Raw genomic sequence first — 20,527 nt, 5'->3', positions numbered from 1 at the left:
CGGTACGCGGCGCCAGTTGCCTCAGGGCGTCGTAGCAGCCGGCGTCGACGGCTTCACGAAGCGCAGGGTCATCCGGTCGGATTCGCCGATCGCCAGATATTTGGCCTTGTCCTGCTCACCCAGCGTGAGCGTGGGCGGCAACGTCCACACGCCCTTCGGATAGTCCTTGGTGTCCTTCGGGTTGGCGTTGATCTCGCTGCTCTCGTCCAGCGTGAAGCCTGCCTCGGCAGCCAGCTTTACCACGTAGCGGGTCGGCAGATAGCCGCTCTGCTTCACTGTTGCCAGCGAGGCGCTGTCATCCGCGCGATGATCGACCACGCCAAGCACGCCACCGGGCCGCAGCACCGCGAAGAACGCCTTGAACATCGCCGGTGCGGTATCAGCCATCACCCAGTTGTGCACGTTGCGGAAGGTCAGCACCAGATCAGCCGAACCAGGCGCACCGAGCACCGGCGCCTTTGGATCGAACTCGACAATCTTTGCCTTGCCATACTCGGCCTGATCGGCGGCAAATTTCGCGCGAAGCCCGCCATTGTCGCGCTTCGCTTCGCCATCGCCGGCAGGCGCCTGCACCGCAGCCACATAATGTCCGTTGTCGTGCAACAACGGGGCCAGGATCTCGCTGTACCAGCCACCACCGGGAGTGATCTCGATCACCGTCTGATCCGGCCGGATGCCGAAAAACTGCAAAGTGGCCTTGGGATGGCGATACACATCACGGGCACGGTTCGGAGCCGAACGCCAGCTGCCGGCCAGCACGCTGTCCAATTGGGCGGAGGTGAAATCGCTGGCACTGGTCGGCGGCACCAGTTCGTTGGCCGGCTGATCCGACTCGACCGATGCAGCCGGCACGATTTGCGCAGCCACCGCGCCAGATCGGGCCAGGCAAAGACCGAGCAGTGCGACTGCCAATGCCAGACCCACGTTTGCCGCTTGTGTTCCGCGATTCATCGTTGACTCCTTGGCTTGCTGACCATTCCGACTAGACATCATACTGACGACAGCGGTGTGCAGATCCGGTGGAAGCTTCAAAACGGTCGCGGACAGACCGACTGCAGACCGTCGATGTGTTCGTGCAGATCCGGCGCGATGCCCTGCCACATCGGGTCGAGGATGAAATCGATGCCCTCGTAGCGCGCCAATTTCGCCGCCGGAATGAAATCCGCGTCGCCGGCGATCAGGATGATCTGGTCAACCAGTTTCTTGTAGGTCAGCGCCGCAATGTCGATGCCGATCTTCATGTCGACCTGGGTCTGGCGCATGTCCGGCTCGAAATGTTCGTCGCCGAGATCGTCCCAATGCAGATTGCCGTCGCGCAGTTGCTGATAGGCATTGCGCTTGAGCTGCCATTCCCCTCGTTCGGCCAGCCGACCCAGTCTGAGCGCCATCTTGCGTTGGCGGCGCAGCTGATCGTGCAGCTCGCGCCGGAACGCGGCAGGACCGGTGCGGCCGAAGTCGATGCTGTCGCCGCTGACCGGCTTGATGAAGCTCTTCTCCAGTGGCGGGCAATCGTAGAAGAAGATGCGATACAGCGATTCGCGCGGTCGGTCGACCGCCTTCAGATGCTCCAGCGCCATGCTGAATACGGTTTTCGCCACCGTGCGCGCGTCACCTGCATCACGCTCGCCGTAGACCTTGCGGTAGCGGGCAAGAAAAAAAGCGCCGTCGACGAGAATGGCGGTGCGGTTCATTGGGCAACCTTATGGATGTGCTGGCATGGCGAAGCGGGATGAACGCCACCAGCAGAATGGGGCTGGCGGCGCGTGCTTATTCTAGAGCTTCGGCAGCTCCTGTCAGTAGCGAATCACCGAACGGATCACCTTGCCCGCGTGCATCAGCTCGAATGCCTCGTTGATGCGCTCCAACGGCAGCACCTCGGTGATCATCTCGTCGATGCGGATCTCGCCAGCCATGTAGCGATCGACATAGCCGGGCAGCTGCGAGCGGCCTTTCACGCCGCCGAACGCGGAGCCGCGCCACACGCGCCCCGTGACCAGCTGGAACGGCCGCGTGCTGATTTCCTGCCCCGCGCCGGCCACACCGATGATGACCGACTCGCCCCAGCCCTTGTGGCAACACTCCAACGCCGCGCGCATCACATGCACATTGCCGATGCATTCGAACGAATAGTCGACACCACCGTCGGTGAGATCCACGATCACCTGCTGGATCGGCGTGTCCGGATAATCCTTGGGATTGATGCAGTCGGTGGCGCCGAGCAACCTGGCCATCTCGAACTTCGCCGGGTTGGTATCGACCACCACGATGCGCCCTGCCTTCGCCATCACCGCACCCTGCACCACCGACAGGCCGATGCCGCCCAAGCCGAATACCGCTACCGACGCACCGGGCTCGACCTTCGCCGTGTTGAGCACGGCTCCAATGCCGGTGGTGATGCCGCAACCCAGCAGACACACCTTCTCCAGCGGCGCGGCCGGATTGATCTTCGCCAGCGAGATCTCCGGCAGCACGGTGTATTCGCTGAACGTGCTGGTGCCCATATAATGCAGCAGCGGTTGGCCGTTGAGCGAGAAGCGCGAGGTGCCGTCCGGCATCAGGCCGTTGCCCTGAGTGACGCGGATCTTCTGGCACAGGTTGGTCTTGCCGGACCGGCAGAACTTGCACTCGCCGCATTCGGGCGTGTACAGCGGGATCACGTGATCGCCGAGCTTGAGCGAGGTGACACCTTCGCCGACTTCCTCGACGATGCCGCCACCCTCGTGCCCGAGGATCACCGGGAACATGCCTTCCGGATCGGCACCGGACAGGGTAAACGCATCGGTGTGGCAGACGCCGGTCGCGACGATGCGCACCAGCACTTCGCCAGCCTTTGGCCCCGCGACATCGACATGCTCGATCGTGAGTGGCTTGCCGGCTTCCCAGGCAACGGCGGCACGTGACTTCATGGATCAACTCCTGGCGACGGATCTGCAACGACTCATGATGATGACGTGTCCGCCTGCTTTGCGAAACCGCATCAGCCCACTGCCGTGTCGTCGGGTCGAAACGCCGACATCTGCCGGCGGTAGTCGTCCGCCTCGGCCAGCAGCCATTCGCGGAACAGCTGGAGGCCGCGATGCTCCTGCGAGCGTGGCGGATAAACCAGCCAGTACGCCTCCTTCACCGCCAGGTAGTTTTTGCCCAACACCTGCAATCGCCCGGCATCGATCAGCGACTTCGACGTCACCATCCGTCCCAGTGCCACACCAAGCCCCTCCAGCGCCGCATGGCGCAACGCGTCGAGACTGTCGAACTGCGCCACATAACGCGCCGGTGGCGTGCCGCCGGTACAGCCGAACCAGTCGCTCCAGCGCGTGGAGGAGCTCGGCTCCCCGAGCAACGGCCAGCGCGACAGGTCATGGGGATCGACACCTTCCATCCGCGCCATCAGGGCAGGCGCGGCGACCGGCGCAATCCATTCGCCGAACAGCTGCTCGCTGTGCACGCCGGGCCAGTTGCCACGTCCATAGCGCAAGCCGACGTCGACCGGCTCACGCTCGAAATTCACCAGGACCGAACTCGACTGCAGGCTGAGCTCCAGATCAGGATGCACGGCAACCAGCCGCGGCAACCGCGGCATCAGCCAGCTCGAGATGATGCCGGGGCTGGCGCTGAGCGTGAGCGCGTCGTGGCGGCGCTGGTGATAGCGCGACAGCGCATGTTCGATGCCGTCGAAATGTTCGCCCACTGCCTCGAGCAGGCTGCAACCTTCGACGGTCAGTGTCACGCCGCGCGGTCCGCGTTCGAACAGGCGCCGCTCCAGCCGCTCTTCCAGCTGGCGCATCTGGTGGCTGAGCGCGCTGACGGTGAGATTCGCCTGCGTCGCCGCGCGCGACAGATTGCCCAGCCGGGCGACCAGCACGAACTGTTGCAGCAGGCCCAGCGGCAGCTTTCCCATCTTGAATTTTCCTCAAGTCTGGCTTGCGAATATATCGCTTTTTGGCGCCCTGCTGCACGCGTATCTTGAGTACACCACAAGCCACTGCGCTTCCCCGGAGTCTCCCCATGAACTCGCTCTGGAAAGATCTGCTGTCCCTGCATGGTCACATCAGCCATACCGATCTGGCCTGGCGGCCCGATACGCGCACCGAGCCGGATCGGCGCAAAACTGTCGTCAGGAAGCTCAAGTCAATCGCGCCGATGTGCTGCGCATCCATCTGGCCGCGACTCGTCGGGCCGCGCTGAGCCGCCCCCGACCAGGGTCCGGCACGCAACCACCTCCGGATACATCACGTTCCTTTTGCCCGGACACGTGCATGCTTGCTGCTCCCGATCATCCGAGGTGTCCCGTGCAGAAGCGTCCACTTGGCAAATCGTCGTTGTCCGTCGCTCCGCTCGCCTTCGGCGGCAACGTGTTCGGGTGGAGCGCCGACGAAAAGCGTTCGTTCGAACTGCTCGATGCGTTCGTCGATGCCGGCGGCAACCTGATCGATACCGCCGACGTGTATTCGGCCCGGGTACCGGGCAACCGCGGCGGCGAGTCGGAGACCATCATCGGTCGCTGGTTGAAGCAGAGCGGCAAGCGCGACCAGGTAGTGATCGCCACCAAGGTGGCGAAGTGGGCGGAGCATCCCGGCCTGTCGCCGGTGAATATCCTGCAGGCGGTAGACGGCTCGCTGCAGCGTTTGCAGACCGACCACATCGACCTGTACCAGGCGCATGAGGACGATGCCAGCGTGCCGCTGGCCGAAACGCTGGGTGCGTTCGCGCGACTGATCGAAGCCGGCAAGGTGCGCGTGATCGGCGCATCCAACTACGGCGCCGCACGCTTTGCCGATGCGCTGGCGGTATCGAAGCAGCATGGCCTGCCACGTTACGAAAGCATGCAGCCGGAATACAACCTGGTCAGTCGCGATGGCTACGAAAAGGAACTGGAGCCGCTGATCCGTGCGGAGAACATCGGCGTGATCAGCTACTACGCGCTGGCCAGCGGCTTCCTCACCGGCAAATACCGCAGCGAAGCCGATCTGGCCAGGAGCAATGCGCGCGGCGGTGCGGTGAAAAAGTACCTGAACCCGCATGGCCTGCAGGTGCTCGCCGCGCTCGACGCCATTGCCGCTGCCCAACACGCCACGCCGGCACAAGTCGCGTTGGCATGGTTGATCGCGCGACCGGGCATCACCGCGCCGATCGCCAGCGCCACCAGCGTGGAACAGCTGCACGAACTGCTCGGCGCCGTTCGATTGCAACTGAGCCACGACGAGATCGCGCAGCTGGATCTGGCCAGCGCCGACTGATCACTCCGGCGAGCTACCAGCATTCGCAGGGGCGCTGGTACTGCTGTCCGTGGCGGGATCTGCCTCCTGCTCTTCCGGTGACTCCACCGCATAACCCTGGGCCTTGAGCTGGGCGAGATAGCCCGTTGGCAACAACAGTTCGCGCATCGGCAGCATGGCGAAGGTCTGCGTGTTGCGATTCAGCGCCGCACGCGCAGCGGCAAGCCACACCGCCTTGAGCCGGTCCGGTATGTCGTTGAGCCCGAGTTGGTGTGCAAAGTCCGCGCTGGTGACCTCGGAAACACAGGCATCATGGCGATCGCTGTCGGGCAGCTGGCGCAAGGCCTGCATGTCGCCGGTGGCCCAGGCGTTCGCGCGCGCCTTTATCGCAGGCATGTCCTGCTCGATGCTGTCGAGCGTGTGGCTGAAACAGGCCACGCTGCCCAGACCGGAACTCTTGAAGGTCCTGATCGCCGCACGCGGCTGCTCGATGACTACCTGGTATTTCACGGCGGTCTGCTCCACACCGTATTGCTTGGCCAGCGCTTCCACGGTGGCATTGATCTCGCCGGACTTGCTCAGGCCGTTGGCCTTGATCGCCTTGTTGTGCAGCTCCTCCGCTGCAAAGATCGGCCGCCAGCGCTCGACGGCGTCGCCGTTGCCAAGATACTTCTGCTTGAGTACCTCCCAGCGTGCATATAGCGGCGCAGGCAGGATCTGCTGCAACGTCTCGCCATTGTCGTTCTTGCGTGCGCTATACGCCGAAGGCAGCAGGAAGAGCTTCCCGAAAAAACCCGCATTCACCTTCAACTTGATGCTCGGTGACAACAGCACCTGTTGCGACTTGCTGATGACCTGTGCCACATCCCGCGACTGCCATTGCATGTTCCGCGGCAACGGTGACAAGGTGCCCAGCACCCACATCACATGATTGCCCCTGGATACCTTCCACATGCCCGGGCCAGGCATCGCACCACTGACGACCACGGTCGCCAGCTCGGCCGCATCCGGCTGCACCGCCGCCGATGACGCAGGGGCCGCTGTCGATTGCGCGAACAACGGCGCAAAGCCACTCAGCGCGAACAGCAAGGCAACAGGCGACAGACGCATCCGGATGACTCCACTCTCTCAACTGCAGTCATTGTGGCAGGGCATTCCTGACCCGCACGTTGCCGACGGCAGGCAGACACGCACATGCACCACCCGCAAAATGAAAACGGGGCGCCACAAGACGCCCCGTTTCCCTGCTTTCGTCACCCGTATGGTGACCATATCGGCACGACTCGCCTCAGGCCGAAAGCGTCGCCAAGGCAGCATTGAAGGTCGCACTAGGGCGCATCGCCTGACTGACCCGGGTGAGATCCGGATGGTAGTAGCCGCCGATGTCCACCGGCTGGCCTTGTACCCGGGTGAGTTCGTCGATGATCTTCGCCTCGTTCTCCTCCAGCGCCCTGGCCAGCGGGACGAACCTTGCCTTCAACGCGGCATGCGTATCCTGCATCGCCAGCGCCTGCGCCCAGTACAGCGCCAGGTAGAAATGACTGCCGCGGTTGTCCAGCTCGCCCACCTTGCGCGACGGCGACTTGTTGTTGTTCAGGAATTTGCCATTGGCCTGGTCAAGCGTTTTCGCCAGTACACCGGCATCGACATTGTCGTAGCGGCTGCCGAGATGCTCGAGCGAGGCCGCCATGGCGAGAAACTCGCCCAGCGAATCCCAGCGCAGATAGTTCTCTTCCAGGAACTGCTGGACGTGCTTGGGCGCGGAACCTCCCGCACCGGTTTCGAACAGGCCACCGCCCGCCATCAGCGGCACGATCGAGAGCATCTTGGCGCTGGTACCCAGCTCCATGATCGGGAACAGATCGGTCAGGTAGTCGCGCAGCACGTTGCCGGTGACGGAAATCGTATCCAGCCCCTGGCGGATGCGTTCCAGCGAGAACTTCGTCGCCTCCACCGGCGTCAGGATGCGGATGTCCAGACCGCTGATGTCGTAATCCTTCAGGTAGTGCTCGACCTTGGCGATCACCTGCGCATCATGTGCGCGCGCGGCATCCAGCCAGAACACCGCCGGGGTATGCCTCGCACGGCTCACCGCCAGCTTCACCCAGTCCTGGATCGGTGCATCCTTGGTCTGGCACATGCGCCAGATATCGCCCGCCTCGACATCGTGCTGCAACAGCACGGCGCCGGCTTCGTCGAGCACCTTCACCGCACCATCGGCGGCAATCTGGAAGGTCTTGTCGTGCGAGCCGTACTCCTCGGCCGCCTGCGCCATCAGGCCCACGTTCGGCACGCTGCCCATGGTCGCCGGATCGTACGCGCCGTGCGCCTTGCAATCGTCGATCACCACCTGATAGACGTCGGCGTAAGAGCGATCCGGAATCACCGCCTTGATGTCCTGCAACTTGCCTTCGGCATTCCACATCTTGCCGGAGTCGCGGATCATCGCCGGCATCGATGCATCGATGATCACGTCGCTGGACACGTGCAGGCTGGTGATGCCCTTGTCGGAATTGACCATCGCCAGACCCGGACGCTGCGCGTACTCCGCGTCGATATCGGCCTTGATCTGTGCCTGCTGCGCGTCCGGCAACAAGGCGATGCGCGCATACAGGTCGCCGATGCCGTTGTTCGGATTGAAGCCGACCTGCTTCAGCACCGCCGCGTGCTTCGCCAGCACGTCGCGGTAGAACTCGCTGATCACCACACCGAACATGATCGGGTCGGAGACCTTCATCATGGTCGCCTTCAGATGCACGGAGAACAGCACGCCCTGCTGCTTCGCGTCCGCAATCTGCGCGTCGATGAAGCTGGCCAGCGCGCGCTTGCTCATCACCGCGGCGTCGATGATCTCGCCGGCCAGCAAGGCAGTCTTCGGCTTCAGCACGGTGTGGCTGCCGTCCTTGCCGAACCACTCGATGCTGACGTTGCCGGCCCGCGCGATCAGTGCGGATTTCTCGGTGCCATAGAAGTCACCTGACTCCATGTGCGACACATGGGTCTTCGAATCCTGACTCCATGCGCCCATCTTGTGCGGGTGCTTGCGGGCATAGTTCTTGACCGAGGCCGGTGCGCGACGATCGGAATTGCCCTCGCGCAGCACCGGGTTCACTGCACTGCCCTTGACCCGGTCATAGCGCGCCTTGACGTCCTTTTCCGACGCGTCCTTCGGCTCATCCGGATAATCCGGCAGCGCGTAACCGTGCTGCTGCAGTTCCTTGATCGCCGCCTTCAGCTGGGGCATCGAGGCGCTGATATTCGGCAGCTTGATGATGTTCGCTTCCGGCGTGGTGGCGAGCTGGCCCAGCTCTGCCAGGTCATCGGCGATTTTCTGATCGTCCTGAAGAAATTCCGGGAACAGCGCGATGATCCGTCCGGCCAGCGAGATGTCACGCGTCTCCACCTTGATGCCCGCGGTGCTGGTGAAGGCATCGATGATCGGCAGCAGCGATTGCGTGGCCAGGAACGGGGCTTCATCGGTCAGCGTGTAGATGATCGTTGGCGTGGTGGACATTGTCTGCATTGACCTCGTTGGCTAGCGCATTTCAGGGATGGAGGGCTGCCGCCTGATGCCGCGCCAGACCGCATGGCGCACCATGTCTGCAATGCCCGGCATCATCCGAAGCCACTCCAGCAGGGTTGACCGGAGTTCATGGAAGCCTCCCATTGTCGCGTTTTCGTCGGGGCGGGGAAAGCGCCGCTGGCACCACCGTGCAGGCAAATAGCCATCGAGCCACTGCATTGAGACAAGGGTCCGCGCGAGAACATGGGGCGTACCAGTACCATGCATCGGGCATGGAGGGCCCGCACCAGTCACTTCGGTACGACGGATTCCACGCCACAACGCCAGGACACCTCTCACACGGACAAGGAAACGCAATGAGTCGCCTCAGTCAGTCCATCGTCGATTTCATCGCCGGATTGCAGCCGCTGTATACCTGCCAGCATGCCGATGGCCACGAATGTGCGCTGTCGCTGCAGGACGGCACGCTGATCCTGCCGGTCGACGAGTCGCATGCCGAACAGGAAGAAGGCTGGGTCGCCGTGTTCTGGCAGGGCGACAGCCGGCGGCATTCGGAGGTGATGGGGCCGCAGCTGGCCAGCGTAGCCGCATGGCGGCACGTGGAACTGCACAGTGTCGACCGCACACCGGCCGAACGTGCGACGCTGCATCGGCAGCTGGCTGCACAGTTCCACGCCTGCACCGGTCTGTCGCTGCAAACTGAAGCCACCACATCGACGTTGGCGGCTTTCACGCCATGAATCCACGCTCGCCACGCAAGGGGATTCACGTCGCCTCGCGTAAACAGGAACGCGGCCAAGCCGCGTTCCTGTCTTGAATTACCTCAGGCGCTCAATCGTCGAAGAAATCACGGCCTTGGTCGCGCTGCCTTGATTCAATTCCCCGAGCCTGAAGACCCACCGCTGGCGGGTGGCTGCGCGGAAGAACCGCTGCCCATGGGCGTCATCGCGGAACCACTGGCAGCCGGTGACTGGGTGGAAGCGCTGGGCGCCGGCGCCATTGTCGGCGCAGCCGCGGTGGCTGCTGGAGGTGGCGTTGCGGGTACTTGCGAAGCCGAGTCGTCGGTTTTGCCACACGCGCTCAGGGCCAATATGGCGCCCAGCGAGATGGTGCACATCAGGGTATGGCGAGTCATCTTCATTGAAAATCTCCTGCTTCGGGCGAACAACAAACGCATCTGCATTGGTGGAATGGATGTAGTGATACCCAGCATGGGGTTAACAAGCCGTGTGCATGAAGGCAAAACCGCACATACAACATCCACTGGGGCAGACCCAGAATTGACGTGCCATACACGAGTCATCAACCGCGCACGGTGATGATCCGGCGCGAACGCTCCTGCCGGCTCAACCGCCAGCTTTTCCAGTGAGCGGCGAGACACGAGAAGATCACGTACAGCGCCGGGGTGCTGAGCAGGGTGAGGCTTTGCGAGATCAGCAGGCCGCCAATCAGGGCGATACCGAGCGGGCGGCGCAGTTCGGAGCCTTCACCGAGGCCGATCGCGATCGGCAAGGCGGCAAGGATCGCGACCATCGTGGTCATCATGATCGGGCGGAAGCGTACGATGCAGGCTTCGCGCGCGGCCTCCAACGGATTCTTGCCGTGCTCGCGTTCGGCAACAAGAGCGAAGTCGATCATCATGATCGCGTTTTTCTTGACGATGCCGATCAACAGCACCATCGCGATCTGCGCAATCACCGACAACTCGGTATTGGTGAGCCACAACGCCAGCAGTGCGCCCACGCCAGCCGCAGGCAGGGTGGACAGGATCGTCACCGGGTGAATCAGGCTTTCGTACAGCATGCCGAGCACGATATAGACAGTGAGCACCGCACCCAGCACCAGCCACAGCATGCCGCTCTGCGATTGCTGAAAGCGACGAAAATCACCGCCCACGTTGAGCTTGATGTCGCCCGGCATGCGCATGTTCTTGGCGGTGGCCTGGATCACCTGCAACGCCTCGCCCTGACTCACGCCCGGCGCCACATTGAAACTGAGATCCATTGTGGTCTGCTGGTTCTCGTGGGTCACCTGGGTGGGTGCCAGACCGGCCTGCTGGTGCGCGAACGCGGTCAGCGGAATCATCTTGTTGTTGGTCGAACGTACATAGGTGCTGTCCAGCGAGGCCGGCGACGCCGTCTGGTTCGGCAATGCGTTGATCACCACCTTGTACTGGTTGAGGTCGGAGTAGATGGTCGATACCTGACGCTGGCCAAAGGCGTCGTATAACGCGCCATCGATGGTGCCCATCGAGAGCCCCAGCCGCGAAGCCTTGTCGCGGTCGACCACGATATCCTGCTCGAGGCCGGCATCGTCCACGTCGCTGCCCACATCCCTCAGTTGCGGATTCTTCTTCAGTTCGGTGACCAGCTTCGGCAGCCATGCCTGCAATTCAGCCAGATCGTCGCCCTGCAGCGAGATCTGATACTGCGCGCCCTGACTGGTGCCGCCACCGCTGAAGCTGGGTAGATCCTGGATCGGGCGCAGACGCACGTTCAGGTCGGGATACTTCGCTGCCTTAGCGCTGAGCCGCGCCAGCGCCGCGAAAGTGTCGTCCTTGCGCCCCTCGGCATGGGTCTTCAGCTGGATGTCGAAGAAGCCGCTGGCACCCTGCCGGCTGCTGCCGAGACGAGAGCCCACTGTGGCCACGTCATGATCCCTCAGCAGCATGTCGATCAGGCGCTGCTGACGATTGACCGAATCCTGGAACGACACCGTGGCGCCCGACGTCGCGCGACCGCGGATCAGGCCGGTGTCCTGCGGCGGAAACAGGCTGGTCTTGACCTGCGTGAACAGGAACATGGTGACGCCGATCAGGATCAGCGGCGTCAGCGACAGCAGCAGGGCATGTCGCAGCGAGAAATTCAACGCACGGACGTAGACCGCAAGCATGTGTTCGTGAAAGCGGTCGATGGCCAGACCCCAGCGCGACGATTCGGCGGCCTGCCGATGCCCCCGCATGAAATGACCACACATGGATGGCGTCAGGGTCAACGACACCACCGCCGAGATCACGATTGCCGCTACCAGCGTCATCGTGAATTCCTTGAAGAACATGCCGGTGATGCCGCCCATGAACAGCAGCGGGATGAACACCGCAATCAACGAACCGGTGATCGAGACGATGGTGAAGCCGATCTCGCGCGCACCGGCCAGTGCCGCCTGCATCCGCGTCATGCCCTGATCGATATGCCGCACGATGTTCTCGATCACCACGATCGCATCGTCGACGACGAAACCGATCGCGATCACCAGCGCAAGCAAGGTGAGGTTGTTGAGGGTGTAGCCAAGCACATACATCAGCGTGGCCGCACCGGCCAGCGACAGCGGCACCGCCGCCGCCGCGATCAGTGTGGGCGCCAGCCGACGCAGGAACAGCGCCATCGTCAGCACCACCATCGCCAGGCTGATCAGCAACGTGGCCTGTACCTCGTGCAGCGACGCGCGGATGGTCGGCGTGCCGTCGAAATAGGAAGTCAGCGTGGTACCCGGCTGCAGATAACTGCGCAGTTCAGGGATGGTGGCCTTGACCCTATCCACCGTGCCGATGATGTTCGCATTGGACTGCTTGTAGACGTACATCAGGATCGCCGGCTTGCCCTGGAACCAGGCTGCCTGATACGCGTCCTGGGTGCCGTCATACACCTTGGCCACGTCGGACAGCCTTACCGCCACGCCCTTCTGGTTGGAAATGATCAGCTTGGCGAAATCATCGGCGTCGTGCAGGGCGTCATTCGCGGTCACCGCCATGGTGGTATGGCCGTCGCTCAGAAAGCCTTGCGGCGAGGTCACGTTGGCCGCGATCAGCGAGTTGCGCAGATCGTCCGGCGACAAACCCATCGCATTGAGTGCGCGCAGATTCACGTCGACGCGCACCGCCGGCGTCGAGGCACCGGCAATATCCACCGAAGCCACACCCTCGAGCTGACGCAGCCGCTGCGCCAGCAGCGAATCGGCGACGTCGTACAGGTCGCGCGTGGACTGCGTGTCTGACGTCAGCGCGAAGGCAATGATCGGATCGTCGTTCGGATTGGCCTTCTCGTAGCTGGGCGGGTTGTTGAGTCCGGACGGCAAATCCGACTGCGCCGCATTGATCGCCGCCTGCACGTCGCGCGCGGCGGCATCCAGGTTGCGACTGGTGTTGAACATCAGGAACACCTGGGTGCTGCCCAGCGAACTGGACGAGCGCATCGTGTCGATGCCCGGTACCTGGCCCAGATGACGCTCCAATGGCGCGGCGACGGTGGAGGCCATGTTGCCGGCACTGGCGCCGGCCTGGCTGGCCTGGACGAAGATCACCGGAAGCTGCATGTCCGGCAGTGCGGCGACACCAAGCAACGCGTAGCAGATCACGCCGATCACGAAGACGCCGATCGCCAGCAGCGAGGTGCCGATCGGGCGGCGGATGAACGGTCCGGAGATATTCATGGATCAAGCTTGACCAGGGTACGGATGACGTTATGCCAGGCGGCGCGTGAAAGTCTCATCCCGTGCTAACGCATCAACCGCAAAATGGTTGAGTGATACGGAGATGAGCGGCCAACTGCTTCATTGTCCACCAGGGACTCCCGCGATGGCGGGGTCCCGGTGGAACATGGGCTGCATCACGCAGCGTCCTGGCTCGCGTGCCGGAGTGCACGCTGTTCGCGGCGCGCGGCGAGCCAGTCGGAGAAACGCTCCATGTACAGATAGATCACCGGCGTGGTGTACAGCGTCACCAGCTGCGACAAAAGCAGGCCACCGACAATCGATACGCCGAGCGGCCGACGCAGTTCCGAACCGATGCCGTTACCCAGCGCCAGCGGCAGCGCGCCGAGCATCGCGGCTGCGGTGGTCATCATGATCGGACGGAAGCGCAGCAGGCAGGCGCGGCGGATCGCATCGTGCGCGTTGAGGCCGGTGCGCTTCGCCTCGATCGCGAAGTCGATCATCATGATCGCGTTCTTCTTGACGATACCGATCAGCAGCACGATGCCGACGATGCCGTCCACCGACAGGCTCATGCCGCACAGGATCAGCGCCAGCAGCGCGCCGACACCCGCCGGCGGCAACGTGGAAATGATCGTCAGCGGGTGGATGTAGCTCTCGTACAGCACGCCCAGCACGATGTAGATCACGATGATCGCCGCGAGCAGCAGCAGTACTTCATCACCGAGGCTCGAGGAAAACTCCGCCGCCTTGCCGATGAACTGGCCACGCACCTGTGGCGGGAAGTTCATCTGCTTCTCGATATCGTGAATCGCATCCACCGCCTGCGACAGCGAATAGCCCGGTGCCAGGTTGAACGAAACCGTCACCGCAGGCAGCTGCTGCTGATGGCTTACCACCAGCGGCGAGGTGGTGACCTCCGACGTCGCCAGCGAGGCAATCGGAATGATGCTGCCGGTGCCGATGATCACACCGGTATTGGCGACATTGATGCCGGTGCTGGTCGACGAATTGCTCGACGCGGCCTGGCCGAAACTGGTCGCATTGCTGCCGGTGAGCGCACCATTGCCGTTGCTCTTCACCGCCAACTGATTCAGCAGCGAGGTGCTGGTGCGAAACTGCGGCGCCACTTCGAGCACCACGCGGTACTGGTTGAGCTGGGTGAAGATGGTCGAGATCTGGCGCTGGCCGAACGAGTCGTACAGTGTGTCGTCGATGGTCTGCACCGGCACGCCGAGCCGACTGGCCTTGTCGCGATCGATGGTCAGCTTCAGCGCCGTGCCCTGGTCAGCAAGATTGTTGCCGACGTCGGCCAGCTCCGGGCGCTGACGCATCGCCTGGGTCATCTGGTTGGCATAACCGGACAACTCCGTAGCGTTCACGTCCGACATCGAGTACTGGTATTCGGTGGCAGACACCTGGCTGTCGAGTGTCACGTCCTGCACCGGCTTGAGGTACAACGCGATGCCAGGAATGCCTGCCGCTGCAGCCTGCAGGTTCGCCACCATCGTGTCCAGACTGGCGCGATCGCCGCGATCCTTCAGCACAATGCTGAGCTGGCCCTGGTTGAGCGTGGGGTTGACCGAACCGGCGCCGATGAAGGCCGCCACACCGGCCACACCGGCCTGTTTGCGCAACGCCTCGGCCACCGCCTGGGTACGTTGCTCCATCTGCGGGAACGCCACGTTCTGATCTGCCTGTACCACGCCGGTGATCAGGCCGGTGTCCTGTTCGGGCAGCAGACCCTTGGGAATCACGATGTACAGGAACACGGTAAGCACTACCGCGGCGCCGGCTACCAGCATGGTCAGCGGACGATGATCGAGCACCCAGTCCAGCGAGCTCTCGTAGACGTTGACGGTGCGCGTCCACAGGTTCTTCTTGCCGGCTGCGGCATGACGTTCATGCGCGTCGTCACCCTCGGGCAACTGGTCGGCCTTGAGCAGGTAGGCGCACATCATCGGGGTCAGGGTCAGCGACACCAGCATCGAGATGGTCACCGCGATGGTCAGCACCCACGCGAATTCGTGGAACAGCCGGCCGGTGACGCCTGGCATCAGCAGCAGCGGCAGGAACACCGCGACCAGCGACACGGTCAGCGACAGCACGGTGAAGCCGATCTCCTTCGCACCGATCTCGGCCGCTTCCTTGCCGTCCTTGCCCTGTTCGATGTAGCGCACGATGTTCTCGATCATCACGATCGCATCGTCCACCACGAAGCCGGTAGCGACGGTGAGCGCCATCAGCGAGAGATTGTCCAGCGACATGCCGGTGAAGGCCATCACGCCGAACGTGCCCAGCAGCGACAGCGGCACCGCCACCGACGGAATCACGGTGGCCCACAACCGGCGCAGGAACACGAAGATCACCGCCACCACCAGGAAGATGGTCAACAGCAGGGTGAACTCCACATCGTGCACCGAGGCGCGGATGGTCACCGTGCGGTCGGCAAACACATCCAGATGCACATTGGCCGGCAGCACCGCGCGCAACTGCGGCAGGATCTGCCGAATCGACTCCACCGTCTGCACGATGTTCGCGCCGGGCTGACGACGGATATCCAGCAGTACCGCCGGCTTGCCGTTCGCCCATGCGGCGAGCTGGTCGTTCTCCGCACCATCCACCACGTTGGCCACGTCGGAGAGACGCACCGCCGAATTGTTCTGGTAACTGATGATGGTGTTCTTGTATTCCGCGGCGGTGGCCAGCTGGTCATTGGTGCCGATGCTGTAGCTCTGCGTGGCGCCGTTCAGCGTGCCCTTCGGCGCGTTCACGTTGGCCTGGGTGAGCGCACTGCGCACGTCCTCCATGGTCATGCCGAGATTCGACAGCTGCGCCGGATTCACCTGCACGCGCACGGCCGGGCGCACGTTGCCGGCGATCGACACCAGACCAACGCCCTGCACCTGCGACAGCTTCTGCGCCAGGATCGAATCGGCGTAGTTGTTCACATCGCGCAGCGGCAGGCTGTCGGAAGTGAGCTCCAGCGTGAGGATTGGTGCATCGGCCGGATTCACCCGGTTGTACACCGGTGGATACGGCAGCGTGCTGGGCAGCGTGCCGCGTGCCTGGTTCAGCGCCGACTGCACGTCCTGCGCCGCGATATCGATGTCGCGATCCATGTTGAACTGCAGCACGATCGTCGACAGACCGGCCGACGAATCGGAAGTCATCATCGACAAGCCGGAGATCTGACCGAGGTTGCGCTCCAGCGGCGTGGTCACCAGCGAAGCCATGGTGGCGGCACTGGCACCCGGATATTGCGTGGTCACCACCAGGCTGGGCGCCTCGATCTCCGGCAGCGCCGACACCGGCAGCTGGCGGTAACCGAGGATGCCGAGCAGCAGGATCGCCACCATCAGCAGCGAGGTGGCAATCGGCCGGCGAATGAAGAGCGTCGAAAATCCCATGGGGCGTCGCAACCGTCAGTAGGCGTGGTCGTGGTCGACCATCAATGGAAGTACGGCATCAAATCCGGGCGAATCAGGACGGCATGGATGCAGATTTCGCATGAGCCGGCCGCTGCAGGTGAGCGGCGAATACGCCGGCATCACCCGCAACACGAAGCGCAGCTTGTCAGCCACCGCCACGGCGGCCACCACCCTTCTGACCGTTCTGCTTGGACTTCTGCAGCTCGGCGGCGGAAGGCGCTGCCGGTACTTCGCCGGGTTTCAGCGCCTGCACCTTGCTGCCGGGCTTGAGCCGGAACTGGCCCTCGGTGACCACCTGGTCACCCACCGCCAGACCCTTGCTGATCATCACGTGGCTGGCGCCCACTTCATTGGCCACCGTCACCGGCTGCATCTTCACCGTCTTGTCGTCCTGCAGCTGATACACGTAATCGCCATCCGGGCCGCGCTGCACGGCTTGTGCCGGGATCACCAGACCGCCCGCATCCGTGCGCACCTTCAGCTGCACGTTGACGAACTGGCCCGGCCACAAGGTGTTGTCTGCATTGGGGAACTGCGCACGCAGCTTGAACGTGCCGGTGCTGGTGTCGATCTGGTTGTCGATCACCTGCAGCACGCCGCCATTGGCCAGCGGATGGGAGTCGGTACGATCCAGCGCCGCCACCTCGAGCTGGGCGCCACCCTTGAACGCATTGCGCACGACTTCAAGGTTCTGCTCGGGCAGGTAGAAAATCACATAGATCGGGTGCACCTGGGTCAACGTGACGATGGCCGTGCTGGTGGTCACCACATTGCCCGGATCCACGCTGCGGATGCCGGTGACGCAATCGCATGGCGCGATGATGCGGGTGAAATCCAGCTGCACCTTGGACGAATGCATCGCGGCCTCGTCGGCCGCAACGGTGGCGGTCAGCTGTCCCACGTTGTTGCGGAAGGTATCCATGTCCAGCGCGGCCACGTAACCGCTGGCCACCAATGCCTGGTTGCGCTTGAGCGTGCTCTGCGCGGTGGCGAGCAGGGCCTGGTCCTGCTTCTGCTTGGCGACCGCCTGGTCATAGTTCGCCTGGAAGGTACGCGGATCGATCTGCGCCAGCAGATCGCCCTTCTTCACCGACTGGCCCTCGGTGAAATTGATGCTCATCATCTGCCCGGCGACCTGCGAGTTGATCGTCACGGTGTTGAGCGCCTGCACGGTGCCCAGACCGGTCAGGTAGATCGGCACGTTCTGGCTCACCACCGGCTCGACCGTGACCGGCACCGGCGCATTGTCCTGGCCGGCCTGTCCATCCTTGCTCGAATCAGCGCTGGTATCCGCAGCGGCCCCATGCCGGTGCCTGCCGCTGGTTGCAGCCGGCGTGTGCAGCAGCCGGAAGCCGATCGCGACCACCACGACCACGGCAATGACGATCAACGCGATCTTCCAAAAACGCGACATGTGAAACTCCTGGACTGAACTGGAACGGCGCGACTACCGGGCACACCATCGCGCAGTATGCATTTCTGATGTGTACGAAGCTTGTCGGCTTCACCCGCCTGGACAAAGTCCGACCGACTTCTCTCGGGGCGAAAGCATAGGGGCAGTTGAACGAACTTGAACAATGCCGGTTGACAGGGGTGGGCCATGACCGATGGCAGGGGCCGCCGCTGCGCGGCCTGCAGCAAGGGTTGCGACAAGCGCAACGAAAACCGGGCACCACCGTTCGAGACCCTGCACGGAGGCCTGAAACTTGCCTCGCGCTTCGTTTATAATCCGCGACTGGCTGTCTGTTTGATCCGGATCACGGGTCTGGCGGCAACCGGGCATTGATGCCGTGCTTCCACGGCTCCCGGTGATCCAGTACAAGCAAATCAGGCATGCCGGGACGGCCATCGTGGCCCTGCCGCCCTGCCCACTGACAGGAGTACGTGCGTGAGCGGTCCCATGAGCAAATCCGATCAGAGCGTCCTGCGCCAGTTCTCCGTCATGATCGGCGGCCTGGCAGTGCTGACGGTGGTGCTGATCTTCTCGGCACTGGCGATTTACGAGCACGCGCCGCACGAGACCAATCCGGACCAGCCGGCACAGATTGCCGAGCGGATCGCTCCGGCCGGCGCCGTCTACGCCGGCAATACCGGCCGCGCCGCGATGCAGGCCGCCGCCGACGCAGCCGCCAAGGCCGCCGCCTCGCAGGTCGCCTACGGCGGCACCACCGACGGCAAGACCATCTACCAGAATCTGTGCACCAGCTGTCATACCTCCGGCGTCGCCGGCGCACCGAAGCTGGGCGACAAGTCGATGTGGGGCCCGCGCATCGCCGAAGGCTTGGACACCCTGATCAAGCATGCCACCGAGGGGTACCACGGCCCGGATGGCAACTTCATGCCGCCGAAGGGCGGCAATCCGGCGCTTACCGACGAGCAGGTCAAGGCTGCCGTCACCTGGATCGTCGGTCAGGCCAAGTAAGGCCCGCTTCAATAAAGCAAAGCCAAACGCCGCCCTCGGGCGGCGTTTTCGTTTGCCCCCTTCCCCTGCAGGATGGGGTTGCCAGCGCTTGCCGGAAGATCAAAAGCACCCCTCCCCAACCCTCCCGGGAGGAAGCACATCACGCGCAGCCTTTAGCCTCCATGTACCTCGATCCACCCCTGCGCAAACACCTGCAACTGCGGAAAAAACATCTCGAAGTGCTCCTGCAGCACCGCCTCCCGCGCCACCAGCACAGGTAATGCCGAATTCAGCGGATTGTCCCGGCTCAAGCGTTGACCGATCCCCGCCAGCGCGTGCCCCAGTATTGCGCGATGGGCATAACCAGCCGGCAGCCCATGCGCATCCATGTAGTCGCGAAATCGCCGCAGCGCCGGCGGCAACAAGGCATCATGACGATGCAGCAACCTGCGCAACGCAGCGGAATAGTCCCCAAGCGGTTGCGCGCACCAGTGCGGAAAATCCTGCGCCAGGCAATGGTCGAACCACATGTCCAGCAGGATCCCGGCATAACGCCGGTACGGTGGCGGCAGCTGCGCCTTGGCCGCCAGCACCTCGGGATGGGCGTCGGTATACACATCGATCGCGCGATGCAGGCGAATGCCGGCGATCACCCGCGGTGGCAACAGCTGCGGATCGGGCTGACCGTGCACGAAGTCGCCCAGCATGCCGCCCAGCTGCAGCCACTCGTCGTCACCGGCCAGCAACGTATGCGCGAGGTGATTCATCGAACGTGACCGCACGGCCACGGGCGGCGGACCCGATCGACGGTTATCATCGTGTGCATGAATCCCACCGAGCTCCCCGCCGAACCTGCCAGCTTTCCCGAGATCACCGCCAGTTTCATGCTCGACGGTCCCACCGGCAAGCTCGAAGCTGTCAGCGATGTGGCCGAACCAGCCGGCGCGCGTCGTGGCGTCGCCGTGGTCTGCCATCCGAACCCGGTTCAGGGCGGCACCATGCACAACAAGGTGGTGACCATGGTCGAGCGCGCACTGCGCGAATCCGGGCTGGACACCGTGCGCTTCAACTTTCGCGGCACCGGCGCCTCCGAAGGCACATATGACAACGGCGACGGTGAAGGCGATGACCTGGCCGCCGTGGTCGCCTGGGTACATCGCATGCGACCGGACGATGCGCTGTGGCTGGCCGGCTTCTCGTTCGGCAGCTACGTCACCATCCGCAACGCCGCCAAGCTGCACGCCAGGGCGCTGATCAGCATCGCCCCGCCAGCCGGCCGCTGGTCGTTCGAATCGATCACCCCGCCCGGCTGTCCCTGGCTGGTGGTGATGGGCGAGGAAGACGAGGTGGTCGAACCGCAGGCGGTGTTCGACTGGATCGACAGCCTCGCGGTGCCGCCGGAACTGGTGCGCATGCCCGAGACCGGCCATTTCTTCCATCGCCGACTGATGGATCTGCGCGGCGCGGTGAAGCACACCGCGCGCGATTGGCTGCCGCCGCCACGCCAGCCGTGAAGCATGTCGCCGAT

General features: G+C 63.4%; 17 protein-coding genes. 7 read left to right on the top strand and 10 right to left on the bottom strand.

Translation table 11 applies throughout. The features are described from left to right. Window positions 1-21 precede the first annotated feature (21 nt). From B0E51_RS10270 to B0E51_RS10255, 4 genes are all read right to left on the bottom strand, one after another. Window positions 22-951 (bottom strand): methyltransferase, encoded by a 930-nt coding sequence (locus B0E51_RS10270; RefSeq protein WP_217333098.1) that lies wholly within the window; start codon window positions 949-951, stop codon window positions 22-24. A 77-nt stretch (window positions 952-1,028) separates the two neighbouring features. Beyond that, entirely contained in the window at window positions 1,029-1,691 is a 663-nt protein-coding gene (locus tag B0E51_RS10265; RefSeq protein ID WP_077444815.1) for an NYN domain-containing protein, read from the bottom strand. A gap of 102 nt (window positions 1,692-1,793) precedes the next feature. Further along, on the bottom strand, window positions 1,794-2,906 hold the full coding sequence (locus B0E51_RS10260) for an S-(hydroxymethyl)glutathione dehydrogenase/class III alcohol dehydrogenase (protein WP_077444814.1): 1,113 nt from the start codon (window positions 2,904-2,906) through the stop codon (window positions 1,794-1,796). A gap of 71 nt (window positions 2,907-2,977) precedes the next feature. Next, the gene (locus tag B0E51_RS10255) at window positions 2,978-3,898 is read right to left on the bottom strand and encodes a LysR substrate-binding domain-containing protein (RefSeq protein WP_077444813.1); all 921 of its coding nucleotides are present in this window, start codon (window positions 3,896-3,898) and stop codon (window positions 2,978-2,980) included. A gap of 107 nt (window positions 3,899-4,005) precedes the next feature. Here B0E51_RS10255 and B0E51_RS10250 point away from each other — a divergent pair, with 107 nt between their 5' ends. Further along, complete coding sequence (locus B0E51_RS10250; RefSeq protein ID WP_077444812.1) at window positions 4,006-4,185, top strand: hypothetical protein; 180 nt, start codon at window positions 4,006-4,008, stop codon at window positions 4,183-4,185. Between the two features lie 104 nt (window positions 4,186-4,289). Next, complete coding sequence (locus B0E51_RS10245; protein ID WP_077444811.1) at window positions 4,290-5,237, top strand: aldo/keto reductase; 948 nt, start codon at window positions 4,290-4,292, stop codon at window positions 5,235-5,237. On the opposite strand, the gene B0E51_RS10240 is transcribed toward B0E51_RS10245, so the two are convergent. Both B0E51_RS10240 and B0E51_RS10235 read right to left on the bottom strand, forming a co-directional pair. After that, window positions 5,238-6,326 (bottom strand): TraB/GumN family protein, encoded by a 1,089-nt coding sequence (locus B0E51_RS10240; RefSeq protein ID WP_077444810.1) that lies wholly within the window; start codon window positions 6,324-6,326, stop codon window positions 5,238-5,240. Window positions 6,327-6,504: 178 nt separating this feature from the next. Further along, window positions 6,505-8,730 carry an NADP-dependent isocitrate dehydrogenase gene (locus B0E51_RS10235; protein ID WP_077444809.1) on the bottom strand — a complete coding sequence of 742 codons (2,226 nt, stop codon included), beginning with the start codon at window positions 8,728-8,730 and terminating at the stop codon, window positions 6,505-6,507. Window positions 8,731-9,095: 365 nt separating this feature from the next. Between B0E51_RS10235 and B0E51_RS10225 the strand changes: the two genes are divergently transcribed. Together B0E51_RS10225 and B0E51_RS19215 are read left to right on the top strand one after the other, a co-directional pair. Then, the gene (locus B0E51_RS10225; protein WP_077444807.1) at window positions 9,096-9,479 is read left to right on the top strand and encodes a hypothetical protein; all 384 of its coding nucleotides are present in this window, start codon (window positions 9,096-9,098) and stop codon (window positions 9,477-9,479) included. Window positions 9,480-9,674: 195 nt separating this feature from the next. Then, entirely contained in the window at window positions 9,675-10,058 is a 384-nt protein-coding gene (locus B0E51_RS19215; RefSeq protein ID WP_143525874.1) for a hypothetical protein, read from the top strand. Here B0E51_RS19215 and B0E51_RS10215 read toward each other — a convergent pair. The 3 genes from B0E51_RS10215 to B0E51_RS10205 form a co-directional block, all read right to left on the bottom strand. Further along, window positions 10,042-13,167 (bottom strand): efflux RND transporter permease subunit, encoded by a 3,126-nt coding sequence (locus B0E51_RS10215; RefSeq protein ID WP_077444805.1) that lies wholly within the window; start codon window positions 13,165-13,167, stop codon window positions 10,042-10,044. The genes B0E51_RS19215 and B0E51_RS10215 overlap by 17 nt on opposite strands. Before the next feature lie 176 nt (window positions 13,168-13,343). Continuing rightward, a complete protein-coding gene (locus tag B0E51_RS10210; RefSeq protein WP_077444804.1) occupies window positions 13,344-16,577 on the bottom strand; it encodes an efflux RND transporter permease subunit in 3,234 nt (1,077 codons plus the stop codon). A 166-nt stretch (window positions 16,578-16,743) separates the two neighbouring features. Next, window positions 16,744-18,012 (bottom strand): efflux RND transporter periplasmic adaptor subunit, encoded by a 1,269-nt coding sequence (locus B0E51_RS10205; protein ID WP_077444803.1) that lies wholly within the window; start codon window positions 18,010-18,012, stop codon window positions 16,744-16,746. A 186-nt stretch (window positions 18,013-18,198) separates the two neighbouring features. Between B0E51_RS10205 and B0E51_RS10200 the strand changes: the two genes are divergently transcribed. Further along, a complete protein-coding gene (locus B0E51_RS10200) occupies window positions 18,199-18,384 on the top strand; it encodes a hypothetical protein (RefSeq protein ID WP_077444802.1) in 186 nt (61 codons plus the stop codon). Between the two features lie 114 nt (window positions 18,385-18,498). Further along, window positions 18,499-19,020 carry a c-type cytochrome gene (locus B0E51_RS10195; RefSeq protein ID WP_077444801.1) on the top strand — a complete coding sequence of 174 codons (522 nt, stop codon included), beginning with the start codon at window positions 18,499-18,501 and terminating at the stop codon, window positions 19,018-19,020. 152 nt (window positions 19,021-19,172) lie between these two features. Here B0E51_RS10195 and B0E51_RS10190 read toward each other — a convergent pair whose 3' ends face one another. Continuing rightward, on the bottom strand, window positions 19,173-19,766 hold the full coding sequence (locus B0E51_RS10190; protein ID WP_077444800.1) for an ACP phosphodiesterase: 594 nt from the start codon (window positions 19,764-19,766) through the stop codon (window positions 19,173-19,175). Window positions 19,767-19,823: 57 nt separating this feature from the next. Between B0E51_RS10190 and B0E51_RS10185 the strand changes: the two genes are divergently transcribed. Continuing rightward, a complete protein-coding gene (locus B0E51_RS10185) occupies window positions 19,824-20,513 on the top strand; it encodes an alpha/beta fold hydrolase (RefSeq protein ID WP_077444799.1) in 690 nt (229 codons plus the stop codon). Window positions 20,514-20,527 lie beyond the last annotated feature (14 nt).

Origin of the sequence: Rhodanobacter sp. C05 (assembly GCF_002001165.1) — a bacterium.
GTDB lineage: Bacteria > Pseudomonadota > Gammaproteobacteria > Xanthomonadales > Rhodanobacteraceae > Rhodanobacter.
The sequence above is the reverse complement of the archived record's forward strand: the minus strand, read 5'-3'. Positions and strand labels throughout refer to the sequence as shown.

Excerpts from the sequence above, each read along its gene's own strand:
- B0E51_RS10270 (WP_217333098.1), bottom strand. The coding sequence starts at position 951 with ATGAATCGCGGAACACAAGCGGCAAACGTGGGTCTGGCATTGGCAGTC.
- B0E51_RS10265 (WP_077444815.1), bottom strand. The coding sequence starts at position 1,691 with ATGAACCGCACCGCCATTCTCGTCGACGGCGCTTTTTTTCTTGCCCGC.
- B0E51_RS10260 (WP_077444814.1), bottom strand. The coding sequence starts at position 2,906 with ATGAAGTCACGTGCCGCCGTTGCCTGGGAAGCCGGCAAGCCACTCACG.
- B0E51_RS10255 (WP_077444813.1), bottom strand. The coding sequence starts at position 3,898 with ATGGGAAAGCTGCCGCTGGGCCTGCTGCAACAGTTCGTGCTGGTCGCC.
- B0E51_RS10250 (WP_077444812.1), top strand. The coding sequence starts at position 4,006 with ATGAACTCGCTCTGGAAAGATCTGCTGTCCCTGCATGGTCACATCAGC.
- B0E51_RS10240 (WP_077444810.1), bottom strand. The coding sequence starts at position 6,326 with ATGCGTCTGTCGCCTGTTGCCTTGCTGTTCGCGCTGAGTGGCTTTGCG.
- B0E51_RS10235 (WP_077444809.1), bottom strand. The coding sequence starts at position 8,730 with ATGTCCACCACGCCAACGATCATCTACACGCTGACCGATGAAGCCCCG.
- B0E51_RS10225 (WP_077444807.1), top strand. The coding sequence starts at position 9,096 with ATGAGTCGCCTCAGTCAGTCCATCGTCGATTTCATCGCCGGATTGCAG.
- B0E51_RS19215 (WP_143525874.1), top strand. The coding sequence starts at position 9,675 with ATGGGCGTCATCGCGGAACCACTGGCAGCCGGTGACTGGGTGGAAGCG.
- B0E51_RS10215 (WP_077444805.1), bottom strand. The coding sequence starts at position 13,167 with ATGAATATCTCCGGACCGTTCATCCGCCGCCCGATCGGCACCTCGCTG.
- B0E51_RS10210 (WP_077444804.1), bottom strand. The coding sequence starts at position 16,577 with ATGGGATTTTCGACGCTCTTCATTCGCCGGCCGATTGCCACCTCGCTG.
- B0E51_RS10205 (WP_077444803.1), bottom strand. The coding sequence starts at position 18,012 with ATGTCGCGTTTTTGGAAGATCGCGTTGATCGTCATTGCCGTGGTCGTG.
- B0E51_RS10200 (WP_077444802.1), top strand. The coding sequence starts at position 18,199 with ATGACCGATGGCAGGGGCCGCCGCTGCGCGGCCTGCAGCAAGGGTTGC.
- B0E51_RS10195 (WP_077444801.1), top strand. The coding sequence starts at position 18,499 with ATGAGCAAATCCGATCAGAGCGTCCTGCGCCAGTTCTCCGTCATGATC.
- B0E51_RS10190 (WP_077444800.1), bottom strand. The coding sequence starts at position 19,766 with ATGAATCACCTCGCGCATACGTTGCTGGCCGGTGACGACGAGTGGCTG.
- B0E51_RS10185 (WP_077444799.1), top strand. The coding sequence starts at position 19,824 with ATGAATCCCACCGAGCTCCCCGCCGAACCTGCCAGCTTTCCCGAGATC.